Below are 19,387 nucleotides of genomic sequence, written 5' to 3'. Positions count from 1 at the left end.
CCCCCATGACCACCACTCCCTCTCGCCGTCGCCGCCGCGCCCCCTCCCGCATCGAGCGGGCGGCCGGCAAGGCCGCGGCCCTTCAGAAGCCGCGGGTCATCCTCGCCGCGCTGCTCCTGCTCGCGCTCACCAGCGTGATGCTGCTCGACGGCTATCTGCGCGCCGAGGTCGGCGGCGACCAGCGCGTCCGCACCGGGGCCAGCTCCAGCGAGGTGCCCGACGACGTCCTCGACGGCGGCCCGATCCTCACCTTCCGCGGCGGACAGGCCACCACGGTCTCCGTCCCGGACAAGACGATCGCCCTCACCTTCGACGACGGTCCCAACCCGACCTGGACGCCCCAGGTGCTGGAGATCCTCCAGAAGTACGACGTCCCCGCCACGTTCTTCGTCGTCGGCTCGATGGTCTCCCGCTACCCGAGCCTCGTCGAGGACATGGTCGAGCAGGGCAGCGAGGTGGGCATCCACACGTTCACCCACGTCGACCTCTCCTACCAGAGCGACGCCCGCGTCGACCGCGAGATGCAGCAGACGCAGCTCGCGCTCGCGGGCGCGGCCGGCATCACGACCACGTTGTTCCGCGCGCCGTACTCCTCGGAGGCCGACGCCATCGACAACTACAGCTGGCCCGTCTACCAGCGGCTCGGCGAGGACGGCTACACCAGCGTCTTCATCGACACCGACAGCGACGACTGGAAGCGGCCGGGCGTCACGAAGATCATCGAGGGGGCCACGCCGGAGGACGGCGAGGGCGCGTCGGTGCTCTTCCACGACGCCGGCGGCGAGCGCTCCCAGACGATCGAGGCGCTGCCGACGTACATCGAGAAGATGAAGGCGGCTGGGTACACCTTCACCACGATCAGCGGCGTGATGCAGGAGGACGAGGCGTCTGCCGCGCCGGGGGCGGCGGCGGGGGCGGCGTCGGGGGCCGAGAGCGGGGCTGCGGCCGGGACCGGCAGCGAGGCCGGGAGCGGGGCTACGGCTGGGGCCGGGGCTACGGCTGGGACCGGCGCTGAGGCCGGTACCGGTGCTGCCGCCGGGACCGGTGCGCCGGGCGGGCAGCCGGGCACCGCGCCGAACGGCGAGGGCGCCGCCGGGGGGAACGGCGGAGCCGGGGGTGCCGGAGCAGGTGGTGCAGGTGGGGCAGGCGGGGCAGGCGCGGCGGGTGCGGCGGGTGCGGCCGGGGGAGCCGGTAACCGGCTTCAGGCCGCCCACCGGGAGGCCACCGGCCTCACCCTCTACGAGGGCAAGGCCCTCGTCGCGGCGGTCGCCTTCGCCGAGTGGACCGTCCCCGCGCTCTCGGTCGGGCTGATGGTCGTCGGCGTGGCCGTCATCGGCCGGTTCGGGATGATGCTGATCCTGGCCCGCCGCCACTACCGGCTCCGCAACAAGCGCGGCTTCAGCTGGGGGCCGCAGATCACCGGACCGGTGAGCGTGATCGTCCCCGCGTACAACGAGAAGGAGTGCATCGCCAACACCCTGCACTCGCTGGCGCAGAGCACGCACCCGATCGAGATCATCGTCGTCGACGACGGCTCAACCGACGGCACCAAGGAGATCGCCGAGGCGCTGGGCATCCCCAACGTCCGCGTCATCCGCCAGGAGAACGCGGGCAAGCCGGCCGCCCTCAACAACGGTGTGCGCAACGCCCGTTACGACATCGTCGTGATGATGGACGGCGACACCGTCTTCGAGCCCGACACCGTGGGGCAGCTGGTGCAGCCGTTCGCCGACCCCAAGGTGGGCGCCGTCGCCGGCAACGCCAAGGTCGGCAACCGCGACACGATCATCGGCGCCTGGCAGCACATCGAGTACGTGATGGGCTTCAACCTCGACCGCCGGATGTACGACCTGCTGCGCTGCATGCCCACGATCCCCGGCGCGATCGGCGCGTTCCGCCGGGACTCGGTGCTGGAGGTCGGCGGCATGAGCGAGGACACCCTCGCCGAAGACACCGACATCACCATCGCCATGCACCGCGCGGGCTGGAACGTCGTCTACCAGGAGCACGCGCGGGCGTGGACCGAGGCGCCCGGCTCCCTGAAGCAGCTGTGGTCCCAGCGCTACCGCTGGTCCTACGGCACGATGCAGGCGCTCTGGAAGCACCGCAAGTCGCTCACGGACAAGGGGCCTTCGGGCCGCTTCGGCCGGGTCGGCATGCCGCTGGTGGTCCTCTTCCAGATCGTCACGCCGGTCTTCGCCCCGCTCATCGACGTGTTCACCGTCTACTCGATGATCTTCATCGACTTCAAGGCGGCCCTGCTGGCCTGGCTGGCCGTCCTGGGCGTGCAGTTGGTGTGCGCGGCGTACGCCTTCCGTCTCGACCGGGAGAAGTACCGCTACCTGCTGATGATGCCGCTGCAACAGCTGGCCTACCGCCAGATGATGTACCTCGTCCTCATCCACTCCAGCATCACAGCCCTCACCGGCGGCCGGCTCCGCTGGCAGAAGCTGAAGCGGACGGGCGAGGTGGGGACACCGGCGGGGGTGAGCTGAGGTGGGCTCACACCGGAGGGGCGGGAGTGTCGCCACGGAGGCGCACGTGCCGGCGGCGCCGGGCGTCGCCGGTGGGAACAGCGGGTCGGCGGACGCCGAAGGCGCCCATCCTCCCGCGCCCCCGAGGGACCGCTACTTCGACACCCTGCGCGCCCTCGCCCTCATCAGGGTCGTCGCGTACCACACCTTCGGCTGGGCCTGGGCCGGCATGGTCTTCCCCTCCATGGGCGTCATGTTCGGCCTCGCCGGCACCCTGATGGCCAAGTCGCTGGAGCGGCCCCCGCTCAAGGTGGTGCGGAGCCGGTTCCGCCGGCTTCTGCCCCCGTTCTGGTTCTGGGGTCTGTTCGTCGTCCTGGCGATGCTGGTCCACGACTGGATGCCGGGCCGGCAGATCGTCTACTGGGTCGTCCCGCTCGGCGACCCGCCGGGCAACGCCTGGGGCGCGCAGGCCTGGGAGATCCTCTGGTATCTGCGCACCTACCTGTGGTTCGTCCTGCTCTCCCCGCTCCTCCTGCGCCTCTTCCGGCTCGCCCCGATGCCCGTCCTCGCCCTGTCCCTCGCCCCGATCCTGGTCCTGAACTTCGTCTGGTCCGGCCCGGACAACCGGTTCGGCAGCGGCCTGTGGGACCTGTCGACGTACCTCTTCTGCTGGATGCTCGGCTTCGCACACCGCGACGGCGTGCTCCAGCGGGCGAAGCCGGCCCTGGTGACGCTCCTCGCGCTCGCCGCGATGGCCTACGGCGGCTGGTACGCCCTCGCCCACCAGGCCGACTTCGGCACCTACGACCTGGACGAGAACCCCCTCGCGCAGGCCTTCTGGTCGGCCGGCTTCGTGATGCTGCTGATGTGGGCGAAGGCGTACTTCCGCATCGACTTCGCCTGGCTCACCCGCTTCCGGCGCACCGACCGGGTCGTCACCGTCTTCAACGCGCGCGCGGTCACGATCTACCTGTGGCACGAGATCGCGCTGATCCTGGCGGTCCCGCTGATCGATCGTTGCTGGGACGTGCCCGCGTTCGAGAGGTACCTGCCGTTGGACAGCCAGTGGTTCACGTTCGCCGTCGGCTGGCTGCTGATCGGCGTCTTCGTGCTGCTGTGCGGCTGGGTCGAGGACGTGGCGGCACGGAAACGGCCGAGACTCCTGCCGTGAGCCGGTGGTGCGCGGGCTGCCACAATGGGCGGGTGACCCGCGCTTCCCTGAACAAGCAGCCGCACGAAGTCGCCTCGATGTTCGACGACGTGGCGGAACGGTACGACCTGACGAACGACGTCCTCTCGCTCGGCCAGGACCGCAGGTGGCGCAAGGAGGTCGCCCGCGCGGTCGACGCGCGCCCCGCGCAGAAGGTCCTGGACCTGGCGGCCGGCACCGCCACCTCCTCCCTGCCGTTCGCCCAGGCCGGCGCCTACGTCGTCCCCTGCGACTTCTCCCTCGGCATGCTCCAGGTCGGCAAGCGCAAACACACCTGGCTGCCGTTCACCGCGGGCGACGCGACGAGGCTGCCGTTCAAGGACGACACCTTCGACGCCGTCACGATCTCCTTCGGGCTGCGCAACGTGCAGGACTTCGACGCCGCCCTGCGGGAGATGCACCGGGTGACGCGCCCCGGCGGCCGGGTCGTGATCTGCGAGTTCTCGCACCCGACCTGGGCGCCCTTCCGCACGGTCTACACCGAGTACCTGATGCGAGCCCTGCCCCCGGTCGCCCGTGCCGTCTCCTCGAACCCCGACGCGTACGTCTACCTCGCCGAGTCCATCCGCGCCTGGCCCGACCAGCCCGCCCTGGCCGAGCACCTGCGCAAGGCCGGCTGGTCGAAGGTCGCCTGGCGCAACCTGACGGGCGGCGTGGTCACCCTGCACCGGGGCTTCAAGAAGAGCTGACGCGTACCGGGGCTTCAGGGCGACCTGGCCGAGGCGGGGCTCAAGAAGAGCTGACCGCCTCGAAGGCGTCCCCTGGTCGGTCCAGTTCGCGTTCCAGACCGCCCCCGCCCGGTCTGGGCACGCGCGGCTCGCGCACGCCCGCGCCTCCGCCGCCCTCGCCCTCGGCGAAGTCGAACCACACGGTGACCACGGCGCCGCGCGGCACCTCGACCCCGGGCGGCGGGTACTGCCGTACGACGTAGTCGACGACGGTGCGGTGGAAGTCGGGCCGGTCGGGCGCGGCCAGCAGCACTCCTCGCGCCATGGCCGTCTCGCGCGCGTCCATGGCCATCAGGCCGACGAGTCTCGGCACGCGCACTTCGGGTGTTTTGGGCCGTATGAGCACAGATGTCACCCCCAGCGGTACTGGAAGGGTAACCGCCCGGGGGTGCCGTCCGGAAGCGTCAGGTGGCTTTCCGTGACAATCGACTACTCAGAGTCACGCATCACAGGTGGAGGCGGTAGCAGTGCCCCTCCGTCTTCGACTGCGGTGCGGTGTAGACCTCGGCGAGCCGCATGCCGAGCCGCTGCGTGACCGCGATGGAGCGGGCGTTGCGCGCGGCGACCATGGCCACGACACTCGGCACGCCCGCCTCCCGCACCCGGTCCAGCGTCATGCGCGCCGCCGCCGTGGCGTACCCCTGGCCCCAGTGCTCCCGCCCGAGCCGCCAGCCGATCTCGATCTCGCCCGTCGGACCCCAGTCCCGCTCCCAGGGCTGCGCGCCGGTGAAGCCGACGACACGGCCGGACTCGTCGAGCATCGTCCACAGGCAGTACCCGCGCTCGGCGTCGTGCCGGCGCTGGCGGGCGGTCAGCTCCTCGTAGACGGACAGCCCCGCCGACCGGCCGCCGTGGAACTCCATCACGTCCGGGTGGTCGAAGATCCGGTGCCAGGCGACCGCGTCCTCGTCGGTGGGGACGCGCAGCCGTACTACGGGGAGAACTCGCTTCACGGGGGCAGCCCTTCAGCCGGTGATCAATGTCGCTGAATAGACTGCCCATGTCCAGTGCCGGTCGGCACGCAGATTCCGAACTTGGGGAGTTCCCGCCGTGACTCAGCCCCTCTCCGAAAACACCGCCGACGTGATCGTCGTCGGCGCGGGGCCGGCCGGCTCCACGACCGCCTACCACCTCGCCAAGGCCGGGCTCGACGTACTCCTGCTCGAGAAGACCGAGTTCCCGCGCGAGAAGGTCTGCGGCGACGGCCTCACCCCGCGCGCTGTCAAACAGCTCGTCGCCATGGGCATCGACATCTCGGAGGAGGCCGGCTGGCTCCGCAACAAGGGGCTGCGCATCATCGGCGGCGGTGTCCGCCTCCAGCTGGACTGGCCGGATCTCGCCTCCTTCCCCGACTACGGCCTCGTCCGTAAGCGCGACGACTTCGACGAGCAGCTCGCCCACCAGGCCCAGAAGGCGGGCGCCCGGCTCTACGAGCGCTGCAACGTCGGCGCCCCGGTCATCGACGACCGCACCGGCCGCATCACCGGCGTCCACGCCAAGCTGGGCGAGGAGAAGCGCGAGGTCACCTTCCACGCCCCGCTGGTGGTCGCCGCCGACGGCAACTCCACCCGCCTCTCCCTGGCGATGGGCCTGCACCGCCGCGAGGACCGTCCCATGGGCGTCGCGGTGCGCACCTACTTCACCTCGCCGCGCCACGAGGACGACTACCTGGAGTCCTGGCTGGAGCTGTGGGACCGGCGCGGACCGGGCGAGGACCGCCTCCTGCCGGGCTACGGCTGGATCTTCGGCATGGGCGACGGCACGTCCAACGTCGGCCTCGGCGTCCTCAACACCTCCGACTCCTTCAAGGAACTGGACTGGCGCGAGGTCCTCAAGGCCTGGTGCGCCTCCATGCCGGAGGACTGGGGCTACACGCCGGACAACATGACGGGACCGATCCGCGGCGCCGCCCTGCCCATGGCCTTCAACCGCCAGCCCCACTACACCAAGGGCCTCTTGCTCGTCGGCGACGCCGGCGGCCTGGTCAACCCCTTCAACGGCGAGGGCATCGCCTACGCCATGGAGTCCGGCCAGATCGCCGCCGACGTCATCGTCCAGGCCCACGCGCGCGCCACCCCCGGCCAACGCGAACTGGCTCTCCAGAGCTACCCGCGGATCCTCAAGGACACCTACGGCGGCTACTACACACTGGGCCGCGCCTTCGTGAAGCTCATCGGCAACCCGAAGGTCATGAAGATCGCGGCTCAGCGCGGCCTGACCCACCCCATGCTGATGAAGTTCACCCTGAAGCTGCTCGCGAACCTCACGGACCCGACGGGCGGCGATGCGATGGACCGCATCATCAACGGCCTGAGCAAGGTGGCCCCGAAGGCGTGACCTTCGCCCCCTCGCGCGGGCGCTGAGCCCGCGCTGCCCGGGGACCCGGCGGGCGAGGACCTCGTCCCGCCGGGCGGCGGTCGTGGACGAACAGCCGCAGCACGACGCCGACTTGGCCGACGGCGAGACGGCCCCGGCACCCGGCGGCGAGACCGGCGTCCGGCGGCGAGACCGGCATCCGGCGGCGGCAGCCCAGGGTGCCGGGAGAGCCCGAAAGGGCCGCTGCCCCGAACGGCTGCGGCCCTTGCGGTCAGTCCCCGCGTCTCAGAGGACGCGCACCGCGCCCGACGCCGGGTAACCGGAGAGGTCCTGGACGACGACGCCCTTGGACGGGTTGGCCGCGTCCAGGTACTGGCCGTCCCCGATGTAGACGCCCACGTGGTAGGCGGAACCCTTGCCGCCCCAGTACAGGATGTCGCCGACCTGAAGGTTGGACAGCGACACGTCCGTGCCGACCATCGACTGGTCCTGCGAGACGCGCGGCAGGTCGACGCCGACCTGCTTGAACGCGGCCTGGACCAGGCTGGAGCAGTCCCACGCGTTGGGGCCGGTGGCTCCCATGACGTACGCGTCGCCCAGCTGTGCCTTGAGGAAGGAGATGACGGTCCCGACGCTGCCGCTGGCAGGAGTGGAGACCGACGTGGAAGTGGACTCGGAGGCGGAAGCCGAGGCGGAGAGGGTGCTGCGCTCCTCGGAACGGGACGCGGCGGCCTCGGCGGCGGCCCTGCGGGCCTCCTCGGCCTTCTTCTTCGCCTCGGCCTTCTTGGCGGCGGCGAGGTCCTTCTTGGCCTCGGCGGCAGCTGCCGCGGCGGCAGCGTCGCGCTCGGCCTCGAGCTGGTAGTTAGCGGCAGCCTGCTGCGTGACTTCGGCGGACTGCGCGACCTGAGCGGCCAGGTCGCCCGTGAGCACGGGCAGTTCGAGCGTCTGCGTCACCGGCTCGGCGGCGTTGGCCGATCCTGCCGCCGTGGCGACGGCCAGCGTGCCGAGGACACCACTGGCGACTCCGGCCCGCATCGCGATCTTCGACGCGCTGCGGCGGGGTTTCCGGTGGCTGCGTATGTGAGCGGTGTGGGACATGGGTACAACCGGTATCAGGGGCTCCTCCATACCTTCAAGAAACGTGTGGTGCGCCACAATTGTTCAACGGCCACCCCGAACACCTGCCGCCTCGCCCTTTATTGACGGCTTAACGGACATTGCGGACGCAGGTGCTCAAGCCTGTGATCATGGCCTTTCGTCGTTACGTCCGGATTGCCCCGCACCTACCACTGGTCGAGGCAGTTGGCCAAGCCCGGTTCTCGGGCCCCCTTCCGGGTGTGGCGGAGGTCACGGAACGGTCACCGGAGTCGGGGCGTCCCGTGCGCGTGGAGCGGCCGGCTCCGCTCGTGAACGCGTGCACGCGTCCACATCCCGCCCCCTCCCTCCCCCTGATGTGTGAACGGGTGCTCTAGCAGGGCGTCCCGCCCAGCGCGAATTTGCATGCAGGGGAAGTTTCTTGATATTGAGACGCCCCCTCCGGCCTGCGGTGACGAGCGCAAATGTCACTACTTGTGATCACTCTTGCGCTTCCCGTGCGAAGATCACTGCTGATATGACTTCATGATCCTTCGTCAGGTGGTGGAGATCACAAAGCTTGTGTAATACCCCGTGTCGCAGATCACAGACCGGCAGGCATAAGATGCGTGGCAGTTGGGCTTGTGACCTGCTTCACATGTTCGCGATCTTCGCTGGGACGAGCGGTGTTCGCGGGGCGCGTGAGCCGGATGTGGGCCCAAGCCATCGCCAGCAGTCAGTGCCGACTGAGAGGAGCGAGGAGCGGTGAACGCCTATGCGCCCATCCTCGTACTGGGAGCCCTCGGGGCAGGCTTTGCGATCTTCTCCGTGGTCATGGCCACGCTGATCGGGCCGAAGCGGTACAACCGCGCCAAGCTCGAGGCCTATGAATGCGGAATCGAGCCGACCCCCACGCCGGCCGGCGGCGGGCGCTTCCCCATCAAGTACTACCTGACGGCGATGCTCTTCATCGTCTTCGACATCGAGATCGTCTTCCTCTACCCCTGGGCCGTCACCTTCGACGCCCTGGGGCTTTTCGGGCTCGTGGAGATGCTGCTCTTCGTGCTCACCGTCTTCGTCGCCTACGCGTACGTGTGGCGGCGCGGCGGTCTGGAATGGGACTGAGGGGCCTTTAGCCATGGGACTCGAAGAAAAGCTGCCGAGCGGCTTCCTGCTGACCACCGTCGAGCAGGCCGCGGGCTGGGTGCGCAAGGCGTCCGTCTTCCCCGCCACGTTCGGCCTCGCCTGCTGCGCCATCGAGATGATGACCACCGGCGCCGGCCGCTACGACCTGGCGCGCTTCGGCATGGAGGTCTTCCGCGGTTCGCCCCGCCAGGCGGACCTGATGATCGTCGCGGGCCGGGTCAGCCAGAAGATGGCGCCCGTTCTCCGGCAGGTCTACGACCAGATGCCGAACCCCAAGTGGGTGATCTCCATGGGGGTCTGCGCCTCCTCGGGCGGCATGTTCAACAACTACGCGATCGTCCAGGGCGTCGACCACATCGTCCCCGTCGACATCTATCTCCCGGGCTGCCCGCCGCGCCCGGAGATGCTCATGGACGCCATCCTCAAGCTCCACCACAAGATCCAGAACTCCAAGTTGGGCGTGAACGCCGAGGAGGCGGCCCGCGAGGCGGAGGAAGCGGCGCTCAAGGCCCTGCCCACGATCGAGATGAAGGGGCTGCTGCGGTGAGCGACGCCAACGGCACCGGCCAAGGGGCGAACGGGACCAACCCCGAGAAGGACCTCTCCGCCTCCAACCTCCCCGGCCAGCGTGGCCAGGGCGGCGAGGAGATCCGCGTGCAGCGCGGCATGTTCGGCGCCGACAGGGGCGGCGACACCTCCGGCTACGGCGGCCTGGTCCGCTCCGTCCGGCTCCCGGGACCGGCGAGCCGGCCCTACGGCGGCTGGTTCGACGAGATCGCCGACGAGCTCGAAGGCGCGCTGGAGGAGCAGGGCCTCCTCCCCGAGAACGCGATCGAGAAGACGGTCGTCGACCGCGGCGAACTCACCTTCCACATCGAACGTGAGCACCTGCTCCGCGTCGCCCGCACCCTGCGCGACGACCCCGCCCTGCGCTTCGAACTGTGCACCGGCGTCAGCGGCGTCCACTACCCGAGCGACAAGGGACGCGAACTGCACGCCGTCTACCACCTGCGCTCGATCACCCACAACCGGCTGCTCCGCCTCGAAGTCAGCGCCCCCGACAGCGACCCGCACGTGCCGTCCCTGGTCTCCGTCTATCCGACCAACGACTGGCACGAGCGCGAGACCTACGACTTCTTCGGGATCGTCTTCGACGGTCACCCGGCGCTGACGCGGATCATGATGCCGGACGACTGGCAGGGCCATCCGCAGCGCAAGGACTACCCCCTCGGCGGCATCGCCGTCGAGTACAAGGGCGCCCAGATCCCGGCTCCGGACCAGCGGAGGTCGTACTCGTGAGCACTTCGCACGCCTCCCCTCGGGAGACCACCGAGGGCACCGTCTACACCGTCACCGGTGGCGACTGGGACGAGGTCGTCCAGTCCGCGGCCCGCGCCGACGACGAGCGCATCGTCGTCAACATGGGTCCCCAGCACCCCTCCACCCACGGAGTGCTCCGCCTCATCCTGGAGATCGAGGGCGAGACGGTCACCGAGGCCCGCTGCGGCATCGGCTACCTGCACACCGGCATCGAGAAGAACCTCGAGTTCCGCACGTGGACGCAGGGCACCACCTTCGTGACGCGCATGGACTACCTGACGTCCTTCTTCAACGAGACCGCCTACTGTCTCGCCGTCGAGAAGCTCCTCGGCATCGAGGACCAGCTCACCGAGCGAGCCAAGATCATCCGGGTGCTCCTGATGGAGCTGAACCGGATGTCGTCCCACCTGGTGTGCATCGCCACCGGCGGCATGGAGCTCGGCGCCACCACGATCATGATCTACGGATTCCGTGATCGTGAAATGATTCTCGACATCTACGAGCTCATCACGGGCCTGCGGATGAACCACGCGTACATCCGCCCCGGCGGACTCGCCCAGGACCTCCCGCCCGGCGCGGTGGACCAGATCCGCGAGTTCGTGAAGAAGATGAAGAAGAACCTCCCGGAGTACGACAAGCTCGCCACCGGGAACCCCATCTTCAAGGCCCGCATGCAGGACGTCGGCTACCTCGACCTCGCCGGCTGCATGGCCCTCGGCGCGACCGGCCCGATCCTGCGCTCCACGGGCCTGCCGCACGACCTGCGCAAGACGCAGCCGTACTGCGACTACGAGACCTACGACTTCGAGGTCCCGACCGCCGACTCCTGCGACTCCTACGGCCGCTTCCTCGTCCGCCTGGAGGAGATGCGCCAGTCGCTGCGGATCGTCGAGCAGTGCCTCGACAGGCTCCAGCCCGGCCCCGTCATGGTCGCCGACCGCAAGATCGCCTGGCCCGCCCAGCTCGCCCTGGGCCCCGACGGCCTCGGCAACTCCCTCGACCACATCAAGAAGATCATGGGCACCTCCATGGAGGCCCTGATCCACCACTTCAAGCTGGTCACCGAGGGCTTCCGCGTCCCGCCGGGACAGGCGTACGCGGCCGTCGAATCGCCCAAGGGCGAACTCGGGGTGCACGCCGTCTCCGACGGAGGCACCCGCCCCTTCCGGGTCCACTTCCGCGACCCGTCCTTCACCAACCTGCAAGCCATGGCGGCGATGTGCGAGGGCGGCCAGGTCGCCGACGTCATCGTCGCCGTCGCGTCCATCGACCCCGTGATGGGAGGCGTCGACCGGTGAGCACCACCTCTTCCTCGGAGCGGGGCGTCAGCCTGGGCATGCCCGAGCTGCCCGCGCCCGCGTACCCGGACGACGTCCGAGCCCGGCTCGAGCGGGACGCGCGCGAGATCATCGCCCGCTACCCCGACTCCCGGTCCGCGCTCCTGCCGTTGCTGCACCTGGTGCAGTCGGAGGAGGGACACGTCACGCGCACCGGGATGCGGTTCTGCGCGGACGTGCTGGACCTGACCACCGCCGAGGTCACCGCGGTGGCCACCTTCTACACGATGTACCGGCGCCGTCCCAGCGGCGACTACCAGGTGGGCGTCTGCACCAACACGCTGTGCGCGGTGATGGGCGGCGACGCGATCTTCGAGGCGCTCCAGGAGTACCTGGGCGTCGGCAACGGCGAGACCACCGGCGACGGCAAGGTCACGCTGGAGCACATCGAGTGCAACGCGGCCTGCGACTTCGCGCCGGTCGTGATGGTCAACTGGGAGTTCTTCGACAACCAGACCGTGGAGAGCGCGAAGCGCCTGGTGGACGACCTGCGGACCGGTCGCACCGTCTCGCCCACGCGCGGGGCGCCGCTGTGCACCTTCAAGGACACCGCCCGGATCCTGGCGGGCTTCCCCGACGAGCGCGACGGCGCCGTCGAGGCGAGCGGCAGCGCGGGACCGGCGTCGCTGGTGGGCCTTCGCCTGGCAAGGGGAGAGGCCGCACCCGCGCGCGTGGTCCATCCGCGCGACGGCAAACCGCACGACGAGCCGCAGGACCGGCCCGTGCACGAACCGTCGCCGACCGAGCACCTCAGTTCGCATGACGCTCCGCAGGACACATCGGCATCCGACCCGGCTCACCCGGCAGGGCCTACCGCCGAGGAGGGGGAGTGATGACCTTGGCACCCGAGCTGAAAGACACCAGCCCCGAGAAGCTGCTCGCACCCGTGCTGTCGGCCTTCTGGGACGAGGACGGGTCCTGGACTCTGGACGTCTACCGGAGGCACGAGGGGTACGAGGGGCTCCGCAAGGCGCTCGCCATGTCGCCGGACGACTTGATCGCGTACGTCAAGGACTCCGGTCTGCGCGGCCGCGGTGGCGCGGGATTCCCCACGGGAATGAAATGGCAGTTCATTCCCCAAGGGGATGGAAAACCGCACTATCTAGTTGTCAACGCCGACGAATCGGAACCGGGAACCTGCAAGGACATCCCGCTCCTCTTCGCGAACCCGCACAGCCTCATCGAGGGCATCGTCATCGCGTGTTACGCCATCAGGTCGTCTCATGCCTTCATCTATCTGCGGGGTGAAGTAGTCCCTGTTCTGCGGCGGTTGCACGAGGCCGTGCGCGAGGCCTACGCGGCGGGCTACCTCGGCGAGAACATCCTGGGCAGCGGACTCGACCTCCAACTCACCGTGCACGCCGGCGCCGGCGCGTACATCTGCGGTGAGGAGACCGCGCTGCTGGACTCGCTCGAAGGCCGCCGTGGACAACCGCGGCTCCGCCCTCCTTTCCCTGCTGTCGCGGGCCTCTATGCGTGCCCGACTGTGGTGAATAACGTCGAGTCCATCGCGTCGGTTCCCGCGATTCTGAACAACGGCAAAGAATGGTTCAGGTCGATGGGGAGCGAGAAGTCCCCGGGCTTCACGCTGTACTCGCTCAGCGGCCATGTCGCCGGCCCCGGCCAGTACGAGGCCCCGCTCGGCATCACCCTCCGTCAGCTCCTCGAGATGAGCGGCGGCATGCGACCGGGCCACCGCCTCAAGTTCTGGACGCCGGGCGGCTCCTCGACCCCGATGTTCACCGACGAGCACCTCGACGTCCCTCTTGACTACGAAGGAGTGGGCGCCGCGGGTTCCATGCTGGGTACGAAAGCACTCCAGTGCTTCGACGAGACGACCTGCGTCGTGCGGGCCGTCACACGCTGGACCGAGTTCTACGCCCACGAGTCCTGCGGCAAGTGCACCCCCTGCCGCGAAGGCACGTACTGGCTCGTGCAGTTGCTGCGGGACATCGAGGCCGGCAAGGGTGTGATGTCCGACCTCGACAAGCTCAACGACATCGCCGACAACATCAACGGCAAGTCCTTCTGTGCCCTCGGCGACGGTGCCGCCTCGCCGATCTTCTCCTCGCTCAAGTACTTCCGCGAGGAGTACGAGCAGCACATCACGGGCCGCGGCTGCCCCTTCGACCCGGCCAAGTCGACGGCCTGGGCCGACCGCACGGAGGTGAACGCATGACCGTGACCACCAACGCTCCCACCGGTGGGGGAGAGGCGGCGGTCCCGCCGGAGGATCTCGTGACGCTGACCATCGACGGCGCCGAGATCAGCGTGCCCAAGGGCACCCTGGTCATCCGGGCCGCCGAGCAGCTCGGCATCGAGATCCCGCGCTTCTGCGACCACCCCCTCCTCGACCCGGCCGGCGCCTGCCGCCAGTGCATCGTCGAGGTCGAGGGCCAGCGCAAGCCGATGGCGTCCTGCACCATCACCTGCACGGACGGGATGGTGGTGAAGACCCACCTCACCTCGCCCGCGGCCGAGAAGGCCCAGCACGGTGTGATGGAGCTGCTCCTCATCAACCACCCGCTGGACTGCCCGGTCTGCGACAAGGGCGGCGAGTGCCCCCTTCAGAACCAGGCCATGTCCCACGGCCAGGCCGAGTCCCGGTTCGAGGGCCGCAAACGGACCTACGAGAAGCCCGTCCCCATCTCCACGCAGGTGCTGCTCGACCGCGAGCGGTGCGTGCTGTGCGCCCGCTGCACCCGCTTCTCCAACCAGGTCGCGGGCGACCCCATGATCGAACTGGTCGAGCGGGGCGCGCTCCAGCAGGTCGGCACCGGCGAGGGCGACCCCTTCGAGTCGTACTTCTCCGGCAACACGATCCAGATCTGCCCGGTCGGCGCGCTGACCTCGGCGGCCTACCGGTTCCGCTCCCGGCCCTTCGACCTCGTCTCCTCGCCCTCCGTGTGCGAGCACTGCTCCGGCGGCTGCGCCACGCGCACCGACCACCGGCGCGGCAAGGTCATGCGGCGGCTCGCCGCGAACGAGCCCGAGGTCAACGAGGAGTGGATCTGCGACAAGGGGCGCTTCGCGTTCCGGTACGCGCAGCAGCGGGACCGGCTCGACACGCCGCTGGTGCGCAATGCCGAGGGCGTCCTGACGCCGGCGTCCTGGCCGGAGGCTCTCCAGATCGCGGCTCAGGGCCTGCTGGCCTCCCGGGGCCGCACCGGCGTCCTGACCGGCGGCCGGCTCACCATCGAGGACGCGTACGCGTACAGCAAGTTCGCGCGCGTGGCGCTCGACACCAACGACATCGACTTCCGCGCGCGCGTGCACAGCACCGAGGAAGCCGACTTCCTGGCCGCGCGGGTGGCCGGACACGGCCGCGACCTCGACGGCACGGGCGTCACGTACACCGCGCTGGAGAAGGCGCCCGCCGTCCTCCTGGCGGGCTTCGAGTCCGAGGAGGAGGCGCCCGGCGTCTTCCTGCGGCTGCGCAAGGCCTGGCGCAAGCACGGCCAGAAGGTGTTCTCCCTGGGCACGCACGCCACACGCGGCCTGGAGAAGACGGGAGGCACCCTGCTGCCGGCCGCTCCCGGCACCGAGACGGAGTGGCTGGACGCGCTGGCCGGCGGCGTCGGCCTGGAGGCCGACGGCAGCAGGGCCGCCGAGGCGCTGCGGGCCGAGGGCGCGGTGATCGTCGTCGGCGAGCGGCTGGCCGCCGTGGCCGGCGGTCTCACCGCCGCCGTACGGGCCGCGAACGCGACCGGGGCCGCGCTGGTGTGGATCCCGCGCCGGGCCGGGGAACGCGGCGCGGTCGAGGCGGGCGCGCTGCCCTCGTTGCTGCCGGGCGGACGTCCGGCGACCGACCCGCGCGCGCGGGAGCAGGTCGCGGCCGCCTGGGGCGTCGGGGAACTCCCGCACCGCCACGGGCGGGACACCGGGCAGATCATCGAGGCCGCCGCGGACGGCGAGCTCCAGGCGCTGCTCGTCGCGGGTGTGGAGGTCGCCGACCTGCCCGACCCGGCACGCGCGCGTGAGGCGCTCGCCGAGGTCGGGTTCGTGGTGTCGCTGGAGCTGCGGCCGGGCGAGGTCACCGAGCACGCCGACGTCGTCCTGCCGGTGGCCGCGGTCGCCGAGAAGACGGGGGCCTTCCTCAACTGGGAGGGCCGGGTGCGCTTCTTCGAGGCCGCGCTCAAGCCCGACCAGATGACCCGCCGCCCGGCGCCCTCCGACGCGCGTGTGCTCCAGATGCTCGCCGACGCCATGGACGTCCACCTGGGCCTGCCGGACCTGCGCACCGCGCGCGCGGAGCTGGACCGGCTGGGCGCCTGGGACGGACCGCGGGCCACCGAACCGCTCGACACCGCGGGCGTCCTGCCGCGGCCCGCCGCCGGTGAGGCCGTGCTCGCGGGTCACCGTCTGCTGCTCGACCGGGGCGTCCTCCAGCAGGGCGACGAGGCGCTCGCCGGGACGCGGCACGCCGCACGCGCACGCGTGTCGCCCGCGACGGCCGCAGAGGCGGGCGTCAAGGACGGTGACGCGCTCGCCGTGACCGGGCCGGCCGGGACCGTGGAGCTGCCGCTTCAGATCACCGACATGCCCGACCGGGTGGTGTGGCTCCCGCTGAACTCCGTCGGCGGGGGCGTCGCCTCCGACACCGGGGCGCGGCCCGGCTCCCTCGTCCGCATCGGCCCGGCGACGCTCACCGCCGAAGCCCCCCAGGAGGTGGAGGCATGAGCCCGTACTTCGCCGCTGAAGACCTCTCCATGTTCGGCCGCGACCCCTGGTGGCTCGTCGTCATCAAGGCGGTCTTCTGCTTCGCCTTCCTGATGGTGACCGTGCTGTTCTCCATCGTCTGGGAGCGCAAGGTCGTCGCCTGGATGCAGTTGCGCGTCGGCCCCAACCGGCACGGCCCCTGGGGCATGCTCCAGTCGCTCGCCGACGGCATCAAGCTGATGCTGAAGGAAGACCTCATCGTCAAGCGCGCCGACAAGGTGGTGTACGTCCTCGCGCCGATCGTCGCGGCCATCCCCGCCTTCATGGCGATCGCGGTGATCCCCTTCGGCCCGGCCGGCAACGAGATCTCGATCTTCGGCCAGCGCACCACGATGCAGCTGACCGACCTGCCGATCGCGATGCTCTACATCCTCGCGGTCGCCTCGGTCGGCATCTACGGCATCGTCCTGGCGGGTTGGAGCTCCGGATCCACCTACCCGCTCCTGGGCGGCCTGCGCTCCTGCGCGCAGATGATCTCCTACGAGATCGCGATGGGCGCCGCGTTCGCCTCCGTCTTCCTGTACTCGGGGTCGATGTCGACGTCGACGATCGTCGAACAGCAGCAGGACCGCTGGTACATCATCCTGCTGCCGGTCTCGTTCATCCTCTACATCGTCACGATGGTCGGCGAGACCAACCGCGCCCCGTTCGACATGCCGGAGTCCGAGGGCGACCTGGTCGGCGGCTTCAACACCGAGTACTCGTCGATCAAGTTCGCGATGTTCATGCTCGCCGAGTACGTGAACATGGTGACGGTCTCGGCCGTCTCGGTGACGCTCTTCCTCGGCGGCTGGCGCGCCCCATGGCCGATCAGCGGCTTCTGGGAGGGCGCGAACCACGGCTGGTGGCCGATGCTCTGGTTCACCATCAAGGTGCAGCTGCTGCTGTTCTTCTTCATCTGGCTGCGCGGCACGCTCCCACGCGTGCGTTACGACCAGCTGATGAAGCTCGGCTGGAAGGTCCTCATCCCGGTCTCGGTGACCTGGCTGATGCTCGTCGCGACCGTGCGGACCCTGCGCAACGAGAACTACGACTTCGCCGACATCGCCCTCTACGTCGGCGGCGCGGTCCTGGTCCTGCTGCTGCTCTCCTTCGTCGCCGACATGTTCCGCGACCGCGGCAAGCAGGCCGAAGCCCCCGCCGAGCCCGCCGCGTTCGACCCGATGGCGGGCGGGTTCCCTGTGCCGCCGCTGCCCGGACAGGAGCTGCCGCCGGTCCCGAGGCGCCTTCCGCGCCGGGAGCGGGAGCTGATTGTCAGTGGTGGGCCCAATACTCAGAGTGACGGATCTCTGGATGGAAAGGAGGCGTCCGATGGCTGAGGAGCCCAAGGAGGCCGGGCACACGACGCCCGGTTTCCAGAACCCGGTGGCCGGCTTCGGCGTGACGTTCAAGGCCATGTTCAAGAAGCGGCTGACCGAGCAGTACCCGGAGCAGCAGAAGACCACGGCTCCGCGGTTCCACGGACGGCACCAGCTCAACCGCCATCCGGACGGCCTGGAGAAGTGCGTCGGCTGCGAGCTGTGCGCCTGGGCCTGCCCCGCCGACGCCATCTACGTCGAGGGCGCGGACAACACCGAGGAGGAGCGCTACTCGCCGGGCGAGCGGTACGGCCGCGTCTACCAGATCAACTACGCCCGCTGCATCCTGTGCGGCCTGTGCATCGAGGCGTGCCCCACGCGCGCGTTGACGATGACCAACGAGTTCGAGCTCGCCGACTCCAGCCGCGCCAACCTGATCTACACCAAGGAGCAGCTGCTGGCGGGCCTCGACGAGGGCATGGTCGACTCGCCGCACGCGATCTACCCGGGGACGGACGAGCAGGACTACTACCGGGGGCTGGTGACCGAGGCCGCGCCCGGCACGGTCCAGCAGGTCGCGGTCTCCAAGGGCGAGAAGCCCGAGGACGAGGAGGTGGACGCATGAGCGCGCAGCTCGCCGCCTATTCCACCTCCACCGGCGAGGCGTTCCAGTTCTGGGTGCTGGGCACCGTCGCGGTGGCCGGCGCCCTGTGCACCGTCTTCATGAAGAAGGCCGTGCACAGCGCGCTCTGTCTCGCCGGCACCATGATCATCCTGGCGGTGTTCTACCTCGCCAACGGCGCCTACTTCCTGGGCATCGTGCAGATCGTCGTCTACACCGGCGCGATCATGATGCTGTTCCTGTTCGTGGTGATGCTCGTCGGCGTCACCGCGGCGGACTCCCTGAAGGAGACCATCAAGGGCCAGCGCTGGCTGGCCCTCCTGTGCGGCCTCGGCTTCGGCGTCCTGCTCGTCGCGGGCATCGGGAACGCCTCCCTGACGGAGTTCAACGGCCTCGCCCAGGCCAACGCGGGCGGCAACGTGGAGGGCCTCGCCGCCCTCATCTTCACGAAGTACGTCTTCGCCTTCGAGATCACCGGCGCCCTGCTCATCACGGCCGCCGTCGGCGCGATGGTGCTCACCCACCGCGAGCGCACCGAGCGGGCCAAGACCCAGCGCGAGCTGGCCGAGCAGCGCGTCCGCGAGGGCAAGCACCTCCCGCCGCTGCCGGCCCCCGGCGTGTACGCGCGGCACAACGCCGTGGACATCGCGGGCCTGCTGCCCGACGGCACCCCGTCGGAGCTCACCGTCAGCAAGACGCTGCGCGAGCGCGGCCAGATCCGTGACGTGTCCACCGAGGCGCTCAACGACCTCAAGGCGCTGGAACAGCGCGCCGAGGAACGCCTGGAGCGGGCCCCGATCGAACCGCCGACCTTCAAGCGGACCGAGGAGGCGTCGAAGTGAACCCGGTCAACTACCTCTACCTCGCCGCCCTGTTGTTCACGATCGGCGCGACGGGCGTGCTGATCCGGCGCAACGCGATCGTCGTGTTCATGTGCATCGAGCTGATGCTCAACGCCTGCAACCTCGCGCTCGTCGCCTTCTCCCGGATGCACGGCAATCTCGACGGCCAGATCATCGCCTTCTTCACGATGGTCGTCGCCGCCGCGGAGGTCGTGGTCGGACTCGCGATCATCGTGTCGCTGTTCCGTTCCCGCCACTCGGCCTCGGTCGACGACGCCAGCCTGATGAAGCTGTAAGGGGT

Annotated in this window: 18 protein-coding genes; 15 read left to right on the top strand and 3 right to left on the bottom strand. The window is 69.8% G+C overall.

Features of this window, described 5'->3' with window-relative positions:
• Window positions 1-5: 5 nt before the first annotated feature.
• From ACFYX4_RS09125 to ACFYX4_RS09115, 3 genes are read left to right on the top strand one after another with little or no spacing between them, the layout of a single operon-like run.
• Complete coding sequence (locus ACFYX4_RS09125) at window positions 6-2,495, top strand: bifunctional polysaccharide deacetylase/glycosyltransferase family 2 protein (RefSeq protein ID WP_389328284.1); 2,490 nt, start codon at window positions 6-8, stop codon at window positions 2,493-2,495.
• Window position 2,496: 1 nt separating this feature from the next.
• The gene (locus tag ACFYX4_RS09120) at window positions 2,497-3,645 is read left to right on the top strand and encodes an acyltransferase (RefSeq protein WP_389328281.1); all 1,149 of its coding nucleotides are present in this window, start codon (window positions 2,497-2,499) and stop codon (window positions 3,643-3,645) included.
• 32 nt (window positions 3,646-3,677) lie between these two features.
• Complete coding sequence (locus ACFYX4_RS09115) at window positions 3,678-4,373, top strand: demethylmenaquinone methyltransferase (RefSeq protein ID WP_389328278.1); 696 nt, start codon at window positions 3,678-3,680, stop codon at window positions 4,371-4,373.
• Window positions 4,374-4,413: 40 nt separating this feature from the next.
• Here ACFYX4_RS09115 and ACFYX4_RS09110 read toward each other — a convergent pair whose 3' ends face one another.
• Both ACFYX4_RS09110 and ACFYX4_RS09105 read right to left on the bottom strand, forming a co-directional pair.
• Complete coding sequence (locus ACFYX4_RS09110; protein WP_389328275.1) at window positions 4,414-4,731, bottom strand: PASTA domain-containing protein; 318 nt, start codon at window positions 4,729-4,731, stop codon at window positions 4,414-4,416.
• A 127-nt stretch (window positions 4,732-4,858) separates the two neighbouring features.
• The gene (locus ACFYX4_RS09105) at window positions 4,859-5,365 is read right to left on the bottom strand and encodes a GNAT family N-acetyltransferase (protein WP_389328272.1); all 507 of its coding nucleotides are present in this window, start codon (window positions 5,363-5,365) and stop codon (window positions 4,859-4,861) included.
• Window positions 5,366-5,462: 97 nt separating this feature from the next.
• On the opposite strand from ACFYX4_RS09105, the gene ACFYX4_RS09100 reads away from it, so the two are divergent.
• The gene (locus tag ACFYX4_RS09100) at window positions 5,463-6,749 is read left to right on the top strand and encodes a geranylgeranyl reductase family protein (protein WP_389328270.1); all 1,287 of its coding nucleotides are present in this window, start codon (window positions 5,463-5,465) and stop codon (window positions 6,747-6,749) included.
• Between the two features lie 264 nt (window positions 6,750-7,013).
• On the opposite strand, the gene ACFYX4_RS09095 is transcribed toward ACFYX4_RS09100, so the two are convergent.
• Window positions 7,014-7,856: a C40 family peptidase gene (locus tag ACFYX4_RS09095; protein ID WP_389328267.1), complete on the bottom strand. Its 843-nt coding sequence runs from the start codon at window positions 7,854-7,856 to the stop codon at window positions 7,014-7,016.
• A gap of 711 nt (window positions 7,857-8,567) precedes the next feature.
• Between ACFYX4_RS09095 and ACFYX4_RS09090 the strand changes: the two genes are divergently transcribed.
• Genes ACFYX4_RS09090 through nuoK form a run of 11 tightly spaced genes read left to right on the top strand, consistent with a single transcriptional unit; the run spans window position 8,568 to window position 19,382 of the window.
• Window positions 8,568-8,927, top strand: coding sequence for an NADH-quinone oxidoreductase subunit A (locus ACFYX4_RS09090; protein ID WP_030494815.1), 360 nt, complete (start codon window positions 8,568-8,570; stop codon window positions 8,925-8,927).
• 13 nt (window positions 8,928-8,940) lie between these two features.
• Window positions 8,941-9,495 carry an NADH-quinone oxidoreductase subunit B family protein gene (locus tag ACFYX4_RS09085; RefSeq protein WP_055635348.1) on the top strand — a complete coding sequence of 185 codons (555 nt, stop codon included), beginning with the start codon at window positions 8,941-8,943 and terminating at the stop codon, window positions 9,493-9,495.
• Window positions 9,492-10,247: an NADH-quinone oxidoreductase subunit C gene (locus tag ACFYX4_RS09080; RefSeq protein ID WP_389328264.1), complete on the top strand. Its 756-nt coding sequence runs from the start codon at window positions 9,492-9,494 to the stop codon at window positions 10,245-10,247. Before ACFYX4_RS09085 ends, ACFYX4_RS09080 begins: the two co-directional genes overlap by 4 nt.
• Complete coding sequence (locus ACFYX4_RS09075; protein WP_389328261.1) at window positions 10,244-11,566, top strand: NADH-quinone oxidoreductase subunit D; 1,323 nt, start codon at window positions 10,244-10,246, stop codon at window positions 11,564-11,566. Before ACFYX4_RS09080 ends, ACFYX4_RS09075 begins: the two co-directional genes overlap by 4 nt.
• A 38-nt stretch (window positions 11,567-11,604) precedes the next feature.
• Window positions 11,605-12,438: an NADH-quinone oxidoreductase subunit NuoE gene (nuoE, locus tag ACFYX4_RS09070; protein ID WP_389328683.1), complete on the top strand. Its 834-nt coding sequence runs from the start codon at window positions 11,605-11,607 to the stop codon at window positions 12,436-12,438.
• Entirely contained in the window at window positions 12,438-13,784 is a 1,347-nt protein-coding gene (gene nuoF / locus ACFYX4_RS09065) for an NADH-quinone oxidoreductase subunit NuoF (RefSeq protein ID WP_389328258.1), read from the top strand. The genes nuoE and nuoF overlap by 1 nt, the downstream gene beginning before the upstream one ends.
• Window positions 13,781-16,285 carry an NADH-quinone oxidoreductase subunit G gene (locus ACFYX4_RS09060; protein ID WP_389328255.1) on the top strand — a complete coding sequence of 835 codons (2,505 nt, stop codon included), beginning with the start codon at window positions 13,781-13,783 and terminating at the stop codon, window positions 16,283-16,285. The genes nuoF and ACFYX4_RS09060 overlap by 4 nt, the downstream gene beginning before the upstream one ends.
• Window positions 16,282-17,643: an NADH-quinone oxidoreductase subunit NuoH gene (gene nuoH / locus ACFYX4_RS09055; protein WP_389328252.1), complete on the top strand. Its 1,362-nt coding sequence runs from the start codon at window positions 16,282-16,284 to the stop codon at window positions 17,641-17,643. Before ACFYX4_RS09060 ends, nuoH begins: the two co-directional genes overlap by 4 nt.
• A complete protein-coding gene (gene nuoI / locus ACFYX4_RS09050; RefSeq protein ID WP_389328249.1) occupies window positions 17,636-18,247 on the top strand; it encodes an NADH-quinone oxidoreductase subunit NuoI in 612 nt (203 codons plus the stop codon). The genes nuoH and nuoI overlap by 8 nt, the downstream gene beginning before the upstream one ends.
• Window positions 18,244-19,086, top strand: coding sequence for an NADH-quinone oxidoreductase subunit J (locus tag ACFYX4_RS09045; RefSeq protein ID WP_389328246.1), 843 nt, complete (start codon window positions 18,244-18,246; stop codon window positions 19,084-19,086). The genes nuoI and ACFYX4_RS09045 overlap by 4 nt, the downstream gene beginning before the upstream one ends.
• The gene (gene nuoK, locus ACFYX4_RS09040) at window positions 19,083-19,382 is read left to right on the top strand and encodes an NADH-quinone oxidoreductase subunit NuoK (protein ID WP_019756142.1); all 300 of its coding nucleotides are present in this window, start codon (window positions 19,083-19,085) and stop codon (window positions 19,380-19,382) included. The genes ACFYX4_RS09045 and nuoK overlap by 4 nt, the downstream gene beginning before the upstream one ends.
• The last annotated feature ends 5 nt before the right edge of the window (window positions 19,383-19,387 follow it).

Source organism: Streptomyces sp. NPDC002328, assembly GCF_042890065.1.
Lineage (GTDB): Bacteria > Actinomycetota > Actinomycetes > Streptomycetales > Streptomycetaceae > Streptomyces.
This window is presented reverse-complemented; position numbering and strand designations above follow the sequence as displayed.

Coding starts and splice junctions, on each gene's coding strand:
- ACFYX4_RS09045 (WP_389328246.1), top strand. CDS start 18,244: ATGAGCGCGCAGCTCGCCGCCTATTCCACCTCCACCGGCGAGGCGTTC.
- nuoF (WP_389328258.1), top strand. CDS start 12,438: ATGACCTTGGCACCCGAGCTGAAAGACACCAGCCCCGAGAAGCTGCTC.
- ACFYX4_RS09060 (WP_389328255.1), top strand. CDS start 13,781: ATGACCGTGACCACCAACGCTCCCACCGGTGGGGGAGAGGCGGCGGTC.
- nuoE (WP_389328683.1), top strand. CDS start 11,605: ATGCCCGAGCTGCCCGCGCCCGCGTACCCGGACGACGTCCGAGCCCGG.
- ACFYX4_RS09095 (WP_389328267.1), bottom strand. CDS start 7,856: ATGGAGGAGCCCCTGATACCGGTTGTACCCATGTCCCACACCGCTCAC.
- ACFYX4_RS09085 (WP_055635348.1), top strand. CDS start 8,941: ATGGGACTCGAAGAAAAGCTGCCGAGCGGCTTCCTGCTGACCACCGTC.
- ACFYX4_RS09125 (WP_389328284.1), top strand. CDS start 6: ATGACCACCACTCCCTCTCGCCGTCGCCGCCGCGCCCCCTCCCGCATC.
- nuoH (WP_389328252.1), top strand. CDS start 16,282: ATGAGCCCGTACTTCGCCGCTGAAGACCTCTCCATGTTCGGCCGCGAC.
- nuoI (WP_389328249.1), top strand. CDS start 17,636: ATGGCTGAGGAGCCCAAGGAGGCCGGGCACACGACGCCCGGTTTCCAG.